The 17,543-nt window shown below is 43.5% G+C and carries 14 protein-coding genes; 10 read left to right on the top strand and 4 right to left on the bottom strand.

The genetic code is table 11. The annotated features are described in order from the left end of the window. Window positions 1-142 precede the first annotated feature (142 nt). Window positions 143-1,351, bottom strand: coding sequence for a phosphoglycerate kinase (locus IM509_RS03005; RefSeq protein WP_052276490.1), 1,209 nt, complete (start codon window positions 1,349-1,351; stop codon window positions 143-145). A 163-nt stretch (window positions 1,352-1,514) separates the two neighbouring features. On the opposite strand from IM509_RS03005, the gene IM509_RS03000 reads away from it, so the two are divergent. The 3 genes from IM509_RS03000 to IM509_RS02990 all read left to right on the top strand — a co-directional run bounded on the left by IM509_RS03000 (window position 1,515) and on the right by IM509_RS02990 (window position 3,000). Further along, window positions 1,515-1,925 (top strand): universal stress protein, encoded by a 411-nt coding sequence (locus IM509_RS03000; protein WP_052276491.1) that lies wholly within the window; start codon window positions 1,515-1,517, stop codon window positions 1,923-1,925. Between the two features lie 418 nt (window positions 1,926-2,343). Next, the gene (locus tag IM509_RS02995) at window positions 2,344-2,826 is read left to right on the top strand and encodes a photosystem I reaction center protein subunit XI (protein ID WP_002737469.1); all 483 of its coding nucleotides are present in this window, start codon (window positions 2,344-2,346) and stop codon (window positions 2,824-2,826) included. A 57-nt stretch (window positions 2,827-2,883) separates the two neighbouring features. Beyond that, window positions 2,884-3,000: a photosystem I reaction center subunit VIII gene (locus IM509_RS02990; protein ID WP_002737043.1), complete on the top strand. Its 117-nt coding sequence runs from the start codon at window positions 2,884-2,886 to the stop codon at window positions 2,998-3,000. Window positions 3,001-3,199: 199 nt separating this feature from the next. Here the strand turns inward: IM509_RS02990 and IM509_RS02985 are convergent, their stop codons facing one another. Continuing rightward, window positions 3,200-5,401, bottom strand: coding sequence for a hybrid sensor histidine kinase/response regulator (locus tag IM509_RS02985; protein WP_072924963.1), 2,202 nt, complete (start codon window positions 5,399-5,401; stop codon window positions 3,200-3,202). A gap of 331 nt (window positions 5,402-5,732) precedes the next feature. On the opposite strand from IM509_RS02985, the gene cobN reads away from it, so the two are divergent. Beyond that, window positions 5,733-9,374: a cobaltochelatase subunit CobN gene (cobN, locus tag IM509_RS02980; RefSeq protein ID WP_072924960.1), complete on the top strand. Its 3,642-nt coding sequence runs from the start codon at window positions 5,733-5,735 to the stop codon at window positions 9,372-9,374. A 737-nt stretch (window positions 9,375-10,111) separates the two neighbouring features. Here cobN and mgtE read toward each other — a convergent pair. Next, window positions 10,112-11,518: a magnesium transporter gene (gene mgtE, locus IM509_RS02975; protein WP_052276493.1), complete on the bottom strand. Its 1,407-nt coding sequence runs from the start codon at window positions 11,516-11,518 to the stop codon at window positions 10,112-10,114. A gap of 815 nt (window positions 11,519-12,333) precedes the next feature. On the opposite strand from mgtE, the gene rplJ reads away from it, so the two are divergent. The 5 genes from rplJ to IM509_RS02950 all read left to right on the top strand — a co-directional run bounded on the left by rplJ (window position 12,334) and on the right by IM509_RS02950 (window position 15,387). Further along, window positions 12,334-12,882 (top strand): 50S ribosomal protein L10, encoded by a 549-nt coding sequence (gene rplJ, locus IM509_RS02970; RefSeq protein ID WP_002743152.1) that lies wholly within the window; start codon window positions 12,334-12,336, stop codon window positions 12,880-12,882. Window positions 12,883-12,926: 44 nt separating this feature from the next. Then, entirely contained in the window at window positions 12,927-13,319 is a 393-nt protein-coding gene (gene rplL / locus IM509_RS02965; RefSeq protein ID WP_002736522.1) for a 50S ribosomal protein L7/L12, read from the top strand. Between the two features lie 104 nt (window positions 13,320-13,423). After that, the gene (locus IM509_RS02960; RefSeq protein ID WP_012267019.1) at window positions 13,424-13,519 is read left to right on the top strand and encodes a photosystem II reaction center protein T; all 96 of its coding nucleotides are present in this window, start codon (window positions 13,424-13,426) and stop codon (window positions 13,517-13,519) included. Between the two features lie 127 nt (window positions 13,520-13,646). Next, window positions 13,647-14,162 (top strand): transcriptional regulator NrdR, encoded by a 516-nt coding sequence (gene nrdR, locus IM509_RS02955; RefSeq protein WP_052276495.1) that lies wholly within the window; start codon window positions 13,647-13,649, stop codon window positions 14,160-14,162. Between the two features lie 232 nt (window positions 14,163-14,394). Then, complete coding sequence (locus tag IM509_RS02950; protein ID WP_002757124.1) at window positions 14,395-15,387, top strand: 30S ribosomal protein S1; 993 nt, start codon at window positions 14,395-14,397, stop codon at window positions 15,385-15,387. A gap of 152 nt (window positions 15,388-15,539) precedes the next feature. On the opposite strand, the gene IM509_RS02945 is transcribed toward IM509_RS02950, so the two are convergent. Then, window positions 15,540-16,559 carry an adenylate/guanylate cyclase domain-containing protein gene (locus tag IM509_RS02945; protein ID WP_052276496.1) on the bottom strand — a complete coding sequence of 340 codons (1,020 nt, stop codon included), beginning with the start codon at window positions 16,557-16,559 and terminating at the stop codon, window positions 15,540-15,542. Window positions 16,560-16,721: 162 nt separating this feature from the next. Between IM509_RS02945 and IM509_RS02940 the strand changes: the two genes are divergently transcribed. Next, window positions 16,722-17,543: RNA-guided endonuclease InsQ/TnpB family protein (locus tag IM509_RS02940; RefSeq protein ID WP_287716379.1), on the top strand; the 822-nt coding region annotated here is incomplete at its 3' end.

Genomic DNA, 17,543 nt, shown 5'->3' with positions numbered 1-17,543 from the left:
GACGTTCAAAAACCTTGCATTATCCTTCTTGTAGTACATCGCTTGGTACAAAAAACAAGGGCAACAAAGCCTAAAACGACCGACTCCTGACTCCTGACTCCTGACTCCTACCCCCAGGAAAAACTTTTTCAGCAGACCCTAATTAGGCCTCATCGAGAGCGGCAATACCGGGTAAAACCTTCCCTTCGAGTAATTCCAAACTAGCGCCACCACCGGTGGAAATATGGCTCATTTTTTCCGCCACTCCCACTTTTTCCACCGCCGCTACCGAGTCACCACCACCGATAATGGTAGTTGTACCCGTAGCGGTTAAATCGGCTAAAGTGTGAGCGATCGCATCTGTACCCGCCGCAAATTTATCGAACTCGAACACCCCCATCGGGCCATTCCAGAGGACAGATTTACAGTTAGATAAAGCTTTTTGGAAAACTTTCACCGAATCCGGACCGATATCCAATCCCATCCAACCATCGGGAATATTTTCGACGTTGACGATTTGGGAATTGGCATCTTTATCGAATTTATCCGCTAACACCACATCGGTAGGAAGGAGGAATTCCACCCCTTTTTCTTTAGCTTTTGCCTCTAGGGATTTAGCTAACTCTAGTTTGTCTTCTTCCACCAAAGACTTACCAACACTTAAACCGCGGGCCTTGTAGAAAGTAAAGATCATACCGCCACCGATGAGCAGTTTATCGCACTTTTCCAATAAAGTTTCGATCACGCCAATTTTACTAGAAACCTTAGAACCGCCGATAATCGCCGCTAGGGGACGTTGGGGAGTTTCAATAGCTGCTTGTAGGTAGTTTAACTCTTTTTCAATCAAATAACCCGCCACCGAGGGGCTGAGATAGTGGGTAACGCCTTCCGTGGAAGCGTGGGCGCGGTGGGCGGTACCAAAAGCATCATTAACGTATAAATCGGCATTAGCGGCTAATTTTTTGGCAAAATCGGGATCATTTGCCTCCTCTTCACCGTGGAAACGCAGATTTTCTAAAAGGGCCACTTGACCGTTAGACATTTGACTAATCGCTGCCGTAACTCCCTCACCAATACAATCGGGACACATGACCACTTCTTGGCCCAGTAATTCCGAGAGACGTTTAGCTACAGGGGTCAGACGCAAATTTTCTTTAACTTGACCGTCGGGGCGACCCATGTGGCTGCATAAAATAACCTTAGCCCCTTTTTTGATTAAATCCTCAATAGTTGGTAGTGCCGCCCGAATGCGGGTATCATCGCTGATTGCCCCGGTGGCTTTGTCCATGGGAACATTAAAATCGACCCGGACTAAGACCCGTTTGCCCGCTAAATCAGCCTCTGTTAAATTCGCTACTGTTTTTTTTGGCACAGCCCATAACCTCCTAGATTGCTTACCGTACAATAAAGATTAAATCAGGGTATCGCTACTTGCGGCAATTACTTTGACAAAGATTATTTCAGATTTGGGGATCAGTTTTGCAGTTCCAAGACCGATTTGCCCAGAAAAATTTGATTGGAGAGACTTGCTAATTATGTTTGAGACGATTTTATTTCCCATCGACCACAGCCGCGAAAGTCGTGACGCTACCAGTAGTGTGATCGAATTAGTCAAAATCTTTGACAGTCGTTTGGTGCTGTTGTCGGTGGTGGAAACGACAGCCACCGGGGAAATTGCCGCCGACGATAAGATGAATTCGATCGAAGCGGTGGATAGATTGTTACAATCGGTGCGGGCGATTTTTGCCCAAGCTGACATCACTGCGGAAATGATTGAACGGGAGGGAATACCCTCTTTTGTCATCTGTGATGTGGCCGATGAAGTTAATGCCGACCTGATCGTTATGGGTTGTCGCGGTTTAGGATTAACTAGCGAAGGTGTGTCCGAAAGCGTCACCACCAAAGTTATTAACCTTGCCCCCTGTCCAGTGTTGATTATCCCTTAATCAGTAATCAGTTATCAGTGAGCAGTTATCAGTGAGCAGTTATCCTACTAAATCCAGTTATTAAAGACTGATTATCTATTCCTCCTTTTGCCTCTTGCCCCCCCGACGTCGGGGGGGTTGCCTCTTGCCTATCCTGATATGTCGCCTATACTCAACGGATTTAGTATCAGATGTGAGTTTTCAGTTCACTGATTACTGTTTACTGTACGGCTACGCCGTGCCTTTGGCAACACTGAAACAAGGCTCCCCATCTCCCCCGTCTCCTGAGAGAAATGTAACGAATTGTGAGAGTTTCAGCCGTCAACCCTTGAAAACTCGATCGATGGGGTTGCTTGAAGTAATTCTTAGGCCTAAAGTGTAATCTTAAAGTTTTATGATCAATTTTCCTGTTGATCGGAAAAAGGAGAACTCAAACACAATGGCTGAAACTGGATACAAACAGGTGGTGACACCCTACAATGATGATCCGTTCATTGGTCATCTAGCTACCCCCATTTCCGCTTCTGGTTTTACCAAAGCTTTTATTGGTAACTTACCTGCCTATCGTCCCGGTCTAGCTCCGATTCTGCGCGGTCTAGAGGTGGGTATGGCCCACGGTTATTTCCTCGGTGGTCCCTGGGTTGTCCTGGGTCCCTTGAGAGACTCGGAATATGCTAATCTCGGCGGCTTAATCCCCGCTTTAGCCATGGTTCTCTTGGCTACGGGTTGTTTAGCTAGTTATGGTCTTGTCTCCTTCCAAGGTAAGGCCGCTAGTGGTGATCCTCTGCAATCCTCCGAGGGTTGGAGTCAATTCGCCGCCGGTTTCTTTATTGGTGGTATGGGTGGCGCTTTTGTGGCCTATTTCCTCCTAGAAAATCTTGGTGTCGTTGATGGCATCATGCGCGGGGTTTTTAATCAATAATTAACCCTTGTTCTACCTGATTATCATTTCCTTATTTTTTTACTAGGAGCATTTGACATGACTGGTGCCTACGCAGCTTCTTATCTGCCTTGGATTTTAATCCCGATCGTCTGTTGGTTAATGCCAGCCGTAGTGATGGGTTTGTTATTTATCTATATCGAAAGTGAATCCTAATTTAGCCTAGGATTCCTACAATTCAGGACTTGAAAATTAGCTATTTAATAGTTAGTTTTCAAGTCCTATTTTCTGAGGAAAAAAGAAAAGTATTGACCAGATGAAAATTGGTAAAACCCCACACCCCACACCCTACACCCCACACCCCACACCCCACACCCCTTACCCGCACCGAAAAACTTTTTGCTGCAAACCCTACTTATAAAGCGGTTAGATAGCGGATTTTTTCCAACAATAGGGAGGGTTGAATCGGTTTGAGCAGATAGTCGTCAATGCCATGACGACCGAGAAAATTAACGCTGATTTCAGGGGTATCATTCAAGATTAGCACTTTACTGGCTTGAGTTTGGCTAGATTTTTTTAAGAGATGACAGAGATGATATATATCGGGCATTTTCCGATCGACAATTATAATACTTGGCTGCACGATCTCAATTTTTTTGATAGCGGAGACACTATCGATTAACCAAATAACTTGATAATGTGCCACCATCAATAACTCACAAATAAGATTGGCAATTTCTTCGTCACTTTCAATTAAAACTACAGTGGGATGGTGGTGATTAAAATGGGGATTATTATCCGAGGGTTGGCGCTGGGATTTGGGGGGCTTTTGTTGAGGTAAACGGACGGTAAAAATGGAACCTTTATCTAAGCAAGATTCTACCTCGATCGTGCCGCGATGCAGTTCCACTAATTGTTTAGTTAAAGCCAATCCTAATCCCATACCACCATAACGACGTTTTCGGGAGCCATCCAACTGGGTAAATTTTTCAAACAGAAGCGGTATTTTTTGAGCAGGAATGCCGATGCCCGTGTCCTCTACCTGAAAAATGACCTGACTGCCTTCTTTCCACAGTCTCAGCGTGATAGCACCCTGTTCGGGGGTAAATTTCAGGGCATTTTTTAACAAGTACAAAAGTATCTGCTGAACTCGATCATAATCGGCATAAAAATAATGCTCTTTTTCGGTAATTTTCATCTCTAAAATTAGATTAATTTCTTTAATTTCTGCCTCTGTTTTGATAATTTCTAAAACATGATGACAGAGGTATTTTAGCGAAAATTGTTTAATATCTAAAACGGCTTTTCCTGCCGAAACTTGCGAAAAATTAAGCAAGTCATTAATTAATTCTAATAGTTTATTGCCGTTATCCTGAATAACTTTTAGATAGTGTTTTTGTTTGTCGGGAGGTAAAAAATTACTGGCTGCCGAGCATTTTTGCAGGGTACTGGACAAACCGATAATACAAGTTAGGGGAGTTAATAACTCATGACTCATATTATTTAAAAATTCACTTTTGCAGAGGTTAGCGGCTTCCGCAGTCATTAAAGTATCTTGTAATTCTTGGGTTCTTTCTATTACCCGGCGCTCAAAAATATCTTTTTGTTCCTGTACTTGAGAATATAATTGCGCTTGATAGATAGCGATGGCGAGATGTTCACCAATCTGACCTAAAAATTTCTTTTCCTGCGGCAACCATTGGCGTTTTTCTTGACATTGATGGGCAATTAATAAACCCCACAATTCTTCTTGTACCACAATCGGGGCGATTAATTTTGATTGCACTTGGTGTTGTCGCAAAAATTCGGACAAACAGAAGGAAGAAGAATAGTTAACATCCACATCATCCACAGCCAGAATTAATCCTTGACGGTACTTTTCTTTGTATTGGGGAATATAGGAAAAACAATCGTCTTCGGGGGTTAAATTTAACACGGAATTTATCTGGTCAGAAACGCGCGACTCGGAAGTTATTTTTCCCTTTCCCTCACCGATACCGGGGAAAAATTGATAAATTAACAATCGGTCCACTTGCAGAAATTCCCGCGCTTCCCTGACCACGGTTTCCAGAATCACCGGTAACTCCAGACTCTGACGCATTTGGGTGATGACTTGGTTTAATAATCTTTCCTGTTGGATTTGTTGGGATAGGGCAGCTTCTATCGGTTGACAAACGGAGAAGATGCGGGAACAACCCCCATCAGCAGCCGGAGAAGAAATTATCGAGAGAATTTTGACTAAAATTTTATTTTGAAAACTGCTGACATTAATGGATAGAGGCAGATTTAAAATTTGATAACCCTGCTGAATTTTTGGGTTGTGGAGAGACTTGACGGCCAGTCCTTGCAGAAAACTTTTAATCGTGTTCGCTTCAAAACTAATGCGGACTTCGTACTGAAAATTATGCCCTTGGGGACTGGCTAACAATAAAGCTTGTAGGTCAGTGGAAAGCAAGAGTTGATAGATTTCCCCTGTCTGTGGGGGAATATCTCTTTCACTGAGACTAATCCTCGGCCCTGTCACCTGTATTGCCAACTGTCCCCACCAAGAACGAATTTGTTCGAGGTGAGTAGATGACAACACTTGACAGCAAACATAAGCGGGAGAAGCGTTCATTTATCATTTATCAGTTATCATTTATCAGTCATCATTTATCAGTTATCAGAAGGCAGGAGGCAGGAGGCAGGAGATAGGGTGGTGGGGTGTTGGGGTTTTAGGGTTTTAATTGAAATTTCCCCACTTCCCCACTTTCCCACTTCCCCAAACCCCAGTCATCATTAAGGGGACTGGGGTTGGGGTTTTAGTGAAGATTTTTCTTAATCCCTATCCCCTATTCTTTAAATTGCCGCAGACAGATATAATCATCTCTATCTACCTAAGAATGATCCCTCGATCGAGACCCTGATTCTCAAAACCTAATCATTATTTAACCTGACTCTCAAAATTTATGCATCGTATTGCTCCCCAAGCGGGTGGTTGGACAGCAGATACCGAAGGGGTGATTATTATTGACCAAAATCCGGCCCCGATTGTCCTCCTCACCATGGCTGATACCGATATTCAAACTCTAGCGGCAGCTATCGACCATCTACCGGATAATTTTCCCGCAATTCGCGCCCTCAATTTATCCCAGTTACAGCAGCAATACAGTATCGATAACTATGGGGACAAGGTACTATCCCAAGCAAGGGTGATTATTCTTCGCTTATTGGGGGGACGGGGGAGTTGGTCCTACGGGTTGGAAGTAGTTAAGGAAATTGTCGAGGAAACCGGTGCGACTTTATTTGTCCTCCCGGGAGAGGATAAACCGGATTTAGAGTTGATGAGTCATTCCACTGCTTCCCTGACTACTGTTAACCAGTTATGGTGCTATTTCACGGAAGCAGGGATAGATAACTGGATTAATGCTGCTAAATTTATCGCGCATACCTGTCTCCATCTCGACTATTCTCCCTCTCCTCCTCAGATTGTCCCGAGGTTGGGAATCTATTCCCAGATAACCCTACCCCAACCCCAAGCACGGACTTGGATACTTTTCTATCGTTCCCATTATCTCGCGGGTAATACCAAAGCTATCGATGCTTTAATCAGTGCTTTCACCCAAAGAAATATTGAAACTGTCCCCGTCTTTCTTTCCTCTCTCCGGGAAATTGAAGTGCAAGAGGAACTATTAACCCTCTTTTCCCACCATCCCCCAGACCTAATTCTCGATACCACTAGCTTCTCTATCCAGCGACCAGAAGACAAACAAAATCATCACTTCTGGCAGTCCCTCAATAAACCCATCTTCCAAGTTATCCTCAGCAGCAGCAGTTTAGAAGCTTATCAACAGGGTTATCAAGGTCTTTCCCCCCGGGATGTGGCTATGAATATCGCTTTACCGGAAATGGATGGCAAAATTATCACCCGCGCTATTTCCTTTAAATCTGTCCTCACCCGACATCCTAAACTAGAAACGGAAATAGTTATCTATCAACCCCTCCCCCACCGGGTTGATTTTGTCGCTGATTTAACCGCAAACTATTGTCAACTCTCCTCCCTTCCCAACTCCCAGAAAAAAATTGCTCTCATTTTCCCCAACTATCCCAATAAGGATGGTCGTATCGCTAACGGAGTCGGTTTAGATACTCCCGCTAGTGGTCTGGAAATTCTTCGCGCATTACAAACCCAAGGTTATACCCTCACCGACCTCCCCGACCATAGCGATGAATTAATGCGATTGCTTATTTCCGGTATCACTAATGACCTGGAGACAAGGGAATTAAAACCTATCTATCAATCTCTCTCCCTAGAAGCATATCTAGATTATTTCTCCTCCCTTCCCCCCGATAATCAAAGCGCTCTGCTTGACCGTTGGGGATATCCAGACAAGGATTTTCCTATCCCCGGCATCCAGCTAGGTAATGTCTTTATCGGTATTCAACCTTCTCGCGGTTATGACCTTGACCCGACTCTTAATTATCATTCCCCCGACCTGGAACCTACCCACAGCTATCTCGCTTTTTACCATTGGTTACGACAGGAATTCCAAGTCACTGCTGTAATTAATCTCGGTAAACACGGCAATTTAGAATGGCTACCGGGGAAAAGTCTCGCTCTTTCTCCCCATTGTTATCCCGAAATCGCTTTCTCGTCGCTGCCGAATTTTTATCCGTTTATTGTCAATGACCCCGGAGAAGGTTCCAGTGCTAAAAGACGTTCCCAAGCTGTTATCATCGACCATCTCACTCCCCCGATGACCCGAGCGGAATTGTATGGGGATTGGGAAAAGTTAGAGTCTCTCATCGATGAATATTATCAGGCAGAATCTCTTGATCCTTCTCGTTTAGCTCTGATTCGCGAGCGGATTAACGATCTGGTGGCGAAAACTAATCTCGATCGAGAGCTAGGCACGATCTCGCGTAGCGAGCGCGTTGCGACCAACGCTTCCTTTGGTCAATTTCTCACCCTCGTGGATGGTTATCTCTGTGAACTCAAGGAAGCACAAATCCGCGACGGTTTACATATCTTCGGTCAATGTCCCCAGGGTCAGCAGTTAATTGATTTAATCCAATCGATCGCCCGTTCTCCTAGTCCCGACCGCCCCGGTTTAACCCGTTCGATCGCCCTTGACCTCCATCTCGACTGCGACCCCCTGACGGAATATAACGATACTACTACCTATCTGGAAGGTCTCGCTCAGGATTTAATTAGCCAGAAAATTGAACCTCTAGGCGAAAATACGGCAAAAGAATTGGTTTGGCTAGAAAATCAGTTAATTCCTGCTTTAAAACAAACCCCCGATGAACTTATCTATCTCTTAAAAGGTCTCGCTGGCCAATACGTCCCCAGTGGTGCTTCCGGCGCTCCTACCCGCGGCCGTCCCGATGTTCTCCCCACCGGCAGAAATTTCTATTCCGTCGATACCCGCGCAATCCCCACAGAAACCGCGTGGGAAGTGGGAAGAAAGGCCGCAGAGGCACTAATTGAACGTTATACCCAAGAAAATGGCGAATATCCCCGCACTTTGGCGATTTCTATCTGGGGAACTTCGACGATGAGAAATAGTGGCGAAGATGTGGCCGAAGCCATGGCTTTACTGGGAATTCGTCCCCTTTGGGATGGTTTTTTCCGTCGGGTGGTCGGGTTTGAAATCCTTACCCCGTCTAGCTTAGGCCGTCCTCGTATTGATGTGACCGTTCGGGTATCCGGCTTTTTTAGGGACAGTTTCCCCAGCATACTACATCTTCTTAATTCTTGCATAAATGCGGTAGCTTGTCAAGAGGAAGAGGAAAAAATTAATCCTTTAGCGGCGAAAGTGAAGACAGAGAGGGAGTTTTGGCTAAGTCAGGGCTTAGGAGAAAAAGAGGCGAAACTGAGAGCTACTGCCAGAATCTTTGGCTGCAAACCGGGTGCTTATGGGGCCGGTTTACAGGGGTTAATCGAGTCACAAAACTGGCAAAATGATCAAGACTTAGCTAATGCTTATATTAACTGGAGTTGTTATGCCTATGATAGTCAAGGAACTGCCCATTCTTTACCAGAAGTATTGAGAAATAGACTGCAAGAATTAGAGATAGTGCTGCACAATCAGGACAATCGAGAACACGATATTTTCGACTCCGATGACTACTATCAATTTCAAGGCGGCTTAACTGCCAGTGTCCGGGCATTAACCGGCAAAAATCCCGTCACCTATTTTGGTGATCATTCCCGTCCGGAAAATCCCCGCATCAGAACCCTAGAGGAAGAAATTCGTCGCGTTTACCGTTCGCGAGTGGTTAACCCCAAATGGATAGCGGGAGTGATGCGACACGGCTATAAAGGCGCCTTTGAGATGGCTGCAACCGTAGATTATATTTTTGCCTACTCTGCCACTACTCACCTAGTGGAGGATTTTATCTATCAGGGAGTAGCCGAAGCTTATTTATTTGACGAGAAGGTACAACAATTTATTCAGGAAAAAAACCCCTGGGCATTGCGAGATATGGCCGAAAGATTATTAGAGGCTCAACAACGGGGATTATGGACCCAGGTGGACCAGAAAACTTTAGATCAATTGAGGGCAATTGTCCATGAGGCCGAAGGAGCGATCGAATCGGGTCAGTAATTAGACCTCTGGCAAAAATCAAAAATCTGACCTTAGGTGAGGAGTTAGTAGCCAGTAGTCAGTAGTCAGGAGAATTAAGAATGAGCATTAATCAATTAAATGCTCTATCTAGGGATTTTATGCAATTTTATGCCTATTTTTCTCATTTTTGAACTCTCAAAAATTAATTAGGCAAGAACTCTATTAATAACCGCTCTAGAATCAGTCTATACTATATATTCTCCGGGGAGAAATTGCTCAAATTACGGCTCTCTTATTCTTTGTGTGATCAGTTTAACTTATAAGTACCTAAGCAAAATTAATTACACATATCTAACCACTTCTTGCCTCCTGCCTCTTGCCTTTTGCCTATCTTGACTAGGAAATTAATTTTGCACGACTACTTATAAGTACCTAAGCAAAATTAGTTACACATTTCGATAAAGCTTTTGCCTTTTGCCTATCTTGACTAGGAAATTAATTTTGCACGACTACTTATAGTAGTGATCGATCTTTGTGTCCTCTGTGTCTCTGTGGTTCCTTCCGCGCGCTCGCCAGCAGGACTGTATCTTAGAATACATTTTACCCACCAAACCTAAGAGAGCCAAATTACTTTAGTAATGAGAAACAGGACTAAATAATGGCTGGAATTGAGGGATTGAGGATTAAAAATTATCGAGCGCTCAAGGATATAACCCTGGGGAAGTTATGGAAAGCCAATTCAGACTTAAATCGGCCTAATCTTTTTGCCTTGCCCATCAATTTCTCAAGCTTTCCTTTAGGATTAATTGAGCAATACTGAAATAAATAAAAATTCCTAAAACATCAACCACTGTCGTAATAAAAGGAGCAGACATTAAAGCAGGATCAAATCCCATTTTGTTAAAGACAAAGGGTAATGCTGTACCTGTCGTTGCTGCAATAATTGAGATAGCAATTAAACTAATTCCCACTATAAAACCAATCTCTGGTTTACCTAAGAATACAAAAATCATGGCAATCACAATGACGGCTAAAATTATTCCTAATAATCCCCCTGTTATTAACTCTTTCACAATAATTGAAAACGGTTTTTTATCTCTTAATTCATCGGTACTTAATCCCCTAATAACAACGGTTGATGACTGCGCACCTATATTTCCCCCTGCATCAATTAATAATGGCGTAAAAAAGGCTAAGGCAACTACTTCTTCTAATACTTCCTCAAAATTACTCATTAAAAAAACTGTTCCAGAATTCGTGATTAGTAAAATTAATAACCAGGGTATTCGTTTTTTTGTGATTTTATACAAGCCCAATTTAAAGTAATTTTGATCATCAGATTCTGTATTAATTGCTCCCATTTTATAAATATCTTCAGTTGCTTCTTCCTCTAAAATATCGATAACATCATCTACCGTAACTACCCCTAATAAGTTTTCATCTTTATCAACAATTGGCAAGGCTAATAAATCATAGCGTTGAATCAATTTAGCGACTTCTTCTTGGTCGGTATCGGTATAGGCATAAATAATGTTTCTGTTCATAATTTCAGAAATTATGGCTTCTGGTTTAGCAACAATCAAATCTTTTAAAGATAAGGTTCCTTGTAATCTCTTGTTATTATCTGTCACATAGATATAGTAAGCCACTTCAATTTTATCGGCTAAATTTCTGATTTTAGCTTGGGCTTCATTAGCGGTAATAGTTTCTTTAACATAGATATATTTCGGGGTCATAATTCGCCCTGCTGTATCAGCAGAATACCCGAACAATAAAGCATTTAACTCTCTTTCTTCAGGGGATAATTGAGCTACTAAAGTCCTCGCTAATTGAGGAGGTAACTCATCAAATAACTTGACTCGATCATCAGGAGACATATTATTAATAATTTCATTTGCTTCCGCATTTTTAAACTTTTCGATTAATAAATATTGGGTATTTCTATCTAAATGTTCATAAACGTCAATGGCTTGAGATTTATTTAAAAGTCGGAAAGCAATGATTTGTAGGGTTTTAGGTAAGTCCGCAATCGCTTCTGCTATATCCACGGAAGCCACGGGAATTAACAGAGTTTTAGCTGCATCATAATTTTGGGCTTCTAAAAAAATGAGTAACTGATTTGTGATAACATCTCTTAGATCACTCTTAGAGCCTTTGGGAAAGTCGATTTCAGTGTTATTCATAATTGATAATTGGGTAAGGTAACTAAAAAGGGAAGCTCGGAAAATTGATGGAGGAGACAAAAGGATTATAAGCGAAGAAAGTAGCGTGGCACAAGCGAACAAATGAACCAAGCTAATTTCGCTTCTTGAAAAGCTAGATTAAAAAAGCTCAATCAACAGAAAGACTTTCTCCTAAGACTGAATTAGATACAGCGTTTCTGATCAAGAACTGTAACCTAATTTGGTATTAATAACCGACTCCTGAAAACGAAAACTTTTGATCTCATAAGTAGTCGTGCAAAATAAATTTCCTAGTGAAGATAGGCAAGAGGCAATAGGCAAGAGGCAAAAGCTTTATCGAAATGTGTAATTAATTTTGCTTAGGTACTTACTAAATCCAGTTATTAAAGACCGATTACCTATTCCTCCTTTTGCCTCTTGTCTCTTGTCTATCTTGATATGTAGCCTATACTCAAAGGATTTAGTATTATTCCCCCTTTTGCCTCTTGCATGAGTGCCTGTACTGATAAGTAGCCTATACTCAAGGGATTCAGTCTTAAATGCAATCACCATGCTCGTTCCTGTCCAAGGCTTGACATAAAACGCGCAATACTGTTATAATAGGGGACTGGCTTAAGCCAAAGACAGCAGGGGCGAAACAGCTTAAATACCCTGCCGAGGTCAAAGCGAGAAAACAGCAGCCAAAAAGACTAAAGAGAGATATTTTCTGTCTTGGTCATGCCTGAACTGGATTCTCTCCACTCAACCCCGGCGCTACAAGGGGTTATTTTTGCGCCTCTGGAACAGGTCCCCCGCATACAGGAGGTGAACAAGGGATGGGGAGAAGCAGAGAAAGCAAGGGAGTAATTCTAGAAGAATTAAAAACCTCCCTTAGCGAAGCTCAATTAACGATGGTCATCGACTATCAAGGTTTAACCGTCGCCGAAATCAGCAATCTACGCCGCAAATTGCGCCCCACGGGAACGATTTGTAAAGTCACCAAAAATACTTTGATGGGATTGGCGATCGCTGAAGATAGTGGCTGGGAACCGATGAAAAGCCTTTTATCGGGAACATCCGCCTTTCTGCTCGTAAAAGAGGATATCGGTGGAGCTTTCAAGGCCTATCAAGAGTTCAAAAAAGAAAGCAAAAAAACCGAATTGCGCGGCGGTGTCCTCAAAGAAGGGACAAAAGGTCAACTGTTAACAGAAGATCAGATCAAAGCGATCGCCGATTTACCGTCGAAAGAACAGTTAATCGCTCAGGCCGCCGGAGCAATCAACGCCATTGCTGCCAAACTGGCCCGCAGTATCAACGAAGTTCCCGCATCTTTGGCCCGTGCCGTCGATGCCGTGGCCCGTCAAGAAGAAAAAGAAGCGGCTTGACACCGCGCCAATCAATCACTTACAAACAATTAGGAGTCTAACCCATGTCTGCTGTAGCTGAAATCTTAGAAAAACTCAAAACCCTGACCCTCTTAGAAGCTGCGGAATTAGTCAAAGGTATCGAAGAAACCTTTGGAGTTAGTGCCGCCGCTCCGACTGGTGGCATAATTATGGCTGCCCCCGGGGCTGCTCCCGCGGCTGCTGCTGAAGCGGTGGAAGAACAAACCGAATTTAACGTCGTTCTCGAAGAAGTTCCCGCCGACAAGAAAATTGCTATCCTTAAGGTGGTACGCGAATTGACCGGTTTAGGACTCAAAGAAGCGAAAGACCTGGTAGAAGCCGCTCCCAAAGCGGTTAAAGAAGGCACTAACAAAGATGATGCCGCCGCCATCAAGAAAAAACTGGAAGATGCCGGGGCAAAAGTTAGCGTTAAATAGATTGCCACTGATTCTGGGGATGTAGATTATATCCCCAGACAAGCTGAAAAGCTCATTTCCTGATACTATAGGATTGTTATAGCAGTCTTGTAGGATGTCCAACCATGGAAAGCGTCGCTTACATTTTAGTTTTAACTATGGCTTTGTCGGTAATTTTCTTCGCCATCGCCTTCCGGGAACCTCCCCGGATTCAAAAGTAAATTTCTTAACTCCGTTTAGGTTAATAATTTTCTTCCCTGAGCCGCCCGCTTGTCAAAAGCAGGTTAGCGGCTCTGGTTTTCGTATTTAAAGGCTTAAATTAAAGGTTCCCCTCACCGAGCGCCTCCTATGCAGTGTCCTAATTGTCAGCATACCGATAGTCGCGTTTTAGAGTCCCGCTCCTCCGAAAACGGTCAGAGCATTCGTCGTCGTCGTGAATGCTTACAGTGTAAATATCGGTTCACCACCTACGAGCGCATCGAATTCGTGCCGATCACGGTGATTAAAAAAGATGGTAAACGGGAATCTTTTGATCGCTGCAAACTGCTCCGGGGGATCGTTCGCGCTTGCGAAAAAACCGGCATTCCCCCCTCAAGATTAGAGGCGATCGTCAATGATATCGAATCCCGTCTGCAGCAAGACTCAAAACGGGAGGTAACAAGTCAGGAAATCGGTCAATTAGTCCTAGAATATCTCCGGCAAGAATCGGAAGTGGCCTATGTGCGCTTTGCTTCAGTTTACGGCAATTTTCAGGGAATTAGAGACTTTATCGCCGCTTTAGCTCTGATCCAGTCCTCCGAAATGGAACGCACTCATCCTTCTTGGTCTCCAGTGGAAGAAGCCAGCGTGATTACCTCGTCTTAAATAGTTCCCGATTCAGTTATAATGAGGATCCCTTGTGCTATTTCAAGCCCAAGCTCTGGTTAGATTCTTAAAAGTCATTCTTGAGGCAGATTGCCTGCAAGAAAGCCGGATGCGGCAGTTCATCCCCTAGGCCCTGCCTAGAAACTAAATTGGGAGGCATCTCCTTGATTTAGAAACTGTACATCACATAGGAGGAAAAACCTACGGAAATTCCGAGGCCCAAACAACGTACATGACCACCCAAAAAACTGCAAACAAAAACATAGGCTTTACCCATGAAGATTTTGCCGCCCTTCTAGACAAATACGATTATCATTTCAGTCCGGGAGATGTTGTCGCTGGGACTGTTTTCAGCATGGAACCCCGGGGAGCGCTCATCGATATCGGTGCTAAAACCGCCGCTTTTATCCCCGTGCAGGAGATGTCGATCAACCGCGTCGATAATCCCGAAGAAGTTTTACAACCCAACGAAACCAGGGAATTTTTCATTCTTACCGACGAGAATGAAGATGGACAGCTAACCCTGTCGATCCGTCGCATCGAATATATGCGCGCTTGGGAACGGGTGCGTCAATTGCAAAAAGAAGATGCTACCGTGCGCTCGAATGTTTTCGCCACTAACCGTGGTGGAGCATTAGTCAGAATTGAAGGTCTCCGCGGCTTTATCCCCGGTTCTCACATTAGCACCAGAGAAGCGAAAGAGGATTTAGTCGGTCAGGAATTGCCCTTAAAGTTTTTAGAAGTGGATGAGGATCGCAACCGTCTGGTTTTAAGTCATCGTCGCGCTTTAGTGGAACGCAAGATGAACGGTTTAGCCGTGGGACAGGTGGTAATCGGTTCCGTGCGCGGAATCAAGCCCTACGGTGCTTTCATCGATATTGGTGGAGTCAGTGGTTTACTGCATATTTCCGAAATCTCTCACGATCACATTGACACCCCCCACACGGTTTTCAATGTCAATGATGAGTTGAAAGTGATGATTATCGATCTCGATGCCGAAAGAGGTCGCATTTCCCTCTCGACTAAACAATTAGAACCCGAACCGGGAGATATGCTCAAAAATCGCCCGTTAGTGTTTGAAAAAGCGGAAGAAATGGCGATTAAATACCGAGAAAAACGTCTAGCGGAAGCGGAAGGCCGGACTGTCTCGGAAGTAGTCGCAGAAATCGAAGTTCCTCCCGCCCTGGAAGAGGAAGATTTAGTTCTCGCCGCTGCCGAGGAGTAGGTCAGTTATCAGTTATCAGTTATCAGTTATCAGTTATCAGTCATCAGATTTGAGTTTTAAGTGTACAGTATTAAATAGAAGTTTCCTACTGTCTTTTCACTGATTACTGATTACTGTTTACTGATCACTGAAATGTCGTTTAATTTCAATCTTCAGACACTGCCGATAAATCCTGTAATTCCAGTTATCTCCTCACTAATATTGACATCGAGGAAACGATCCAAGTCATCGAAAGTGGTTCCGTAGGTAATAGTTTTATCGTCGTATCCTTTCAGACTGAGGGTATGTTGCTCAAAAGCTTGGTGGAGATGGGGTAAACCGATGAGATGACTGTAGGTAGTTGCTCCGATGGCTAAATCCCTACCTATTTCTTTAGTGGCCGACTCTAAACGAAAAGCGGCGTTGACCGTATCACCGATCGCCGTATAATCTGGATGTTCACCGCTGCCAGTATTGCCCACCATGGCATAACCGGTATTCACTCCCGCACCGATGCGTAATTTAAAGGGTAAGGGATATTCTTCGCTTAAGGCGCGGGTCATCTTGTATATTCGCGTAATTGCTTGGAAAATTTGCAAGATATCGTCTTGATTGACTTCCTGTTGGCCGTGAAACCAGATGGCCATGATCGCATCACCAATATATTTATCTACCCAACTGCCGGAACTGCGGATAATACTCCCGGCATGGCGAAACCAATTGCCAATCAGAGAAGAAAGCACTTTTTCGTCTAATTGCCTCGTTAAAGCCGTAAAATTTCGTATATCCACCACTATCACCGATGTTAAGCGACGTTCATGGACGGTGGAGGTGGGGGGATCCAATTCTAAATTGTGCGGTTGCTTGCCTATATTAGTGGGAGTAGGACGATAGAACTGCACTTCGGTTTTGCCAAAGGCGATCCGATCTTTGTCATGGATAGTCACGGGAATAGCTACCCTTCTGCCATTGACAAAAGTTCCATTGCGACTACCGAGATCGATCAGATAAAAATCTCCTGTTTCCGTGGATTGTAAAATAGCGTGATTGCGAGAGATACACTGATCTTTAATCACGATAGCGTTATCTTTGCTCCGTCCGATTGTCCAGTAAGGTCTCCCCACGAGAGGGAAAAAACGCTGTCCCTTCTCGGTATGGAGTAGTAAATAAGGATTTTGTCCTAGTATATCCACGGTTACATAAGCGGCAATATTATAGATGGAGGTGACTACACATTATACAGCGAGATTCCGCACATTTTCATCGAAAATTTGGGTCTGAAACCCCGTCGTTCTACGACGGCTTTACTGTTAAATATGAGCATCGTTTACGAAATATATGCTAAAATGTGAGACATGGAAAAAGCCTACTCGTTTCGATTTTACCCCACACCCGAACAAGAGTCGCTATTGCGGCGCACTTTGGGCTGTGTAAGATTAGTTTACAACAAAGCTCTCCACGAACGAACACAAGCATGGTACGAAAAGCAAGAAAGAGTAGGATATGTTCAAACTTCTTCAATGCTAACCGAGTGGAAAAAGCAAGAAGAATTAGACTTTCTCAATGAGGTAAGCTGTGTACCTTTACAACAAGGGTTAAGACATTTACAAACAGCTTTCACTAACTTCTTTGCTGGTCGTACTAAGTATCCTAACTTTAAGAAAAAACATCAAGGAGGAAGTGCCGAATTTACCAAGTCAGCCTTTAAATTTAAAGACAAACAAATCTATTTAGCCAAATGCACAGAACCTTTACCTATTCGATGGTCAAGACAAATACCAGAAGCTTGTGAACCAAGCACAGTAACAGTCAGATTACATCCGTCTGGACGTTGGCATATTTCAATTAGATTTGATGACCCAACGATTAAGCCTTTACCAGTAACAGATAAAGCCATTGGAATTGACTTAGGAATTAGTAGCCTCGTGATTACCAGCGATGGCGACAAAGTGTCTAATCCCAAGCATTTTAAAAAGCATTATCGGAGACTGCGAAAGGCACAAAAAAATCTTTCTAGAAAACAGAAAGGCTCAAATAATCGAGAAAAAGCAAGAATCAAAGTAGCAAGGATTCACGCTCAAATCACCGATAGTAGAAAAGACCATTTACATAAGCTAACCACTCAATTAGTTCGTGAAAACCAAACGATTGTGGTTGAGAATTTAGCCGTTAAGAAT

It is taken from the genome of Microcystis sp. M31BS1, assembly GCF_020245285.1.
GTDB lineage: Bacteria > Cyanobacteriota > Cyanobacteriia > Cyanobacteriales > Microcystaceae > Microcystis > Microcystis panniformis.
Note: the sequence above shows the minus strand (reverse complement) of the source record. Positions and strands in the feature narration are given on the sequence as shown.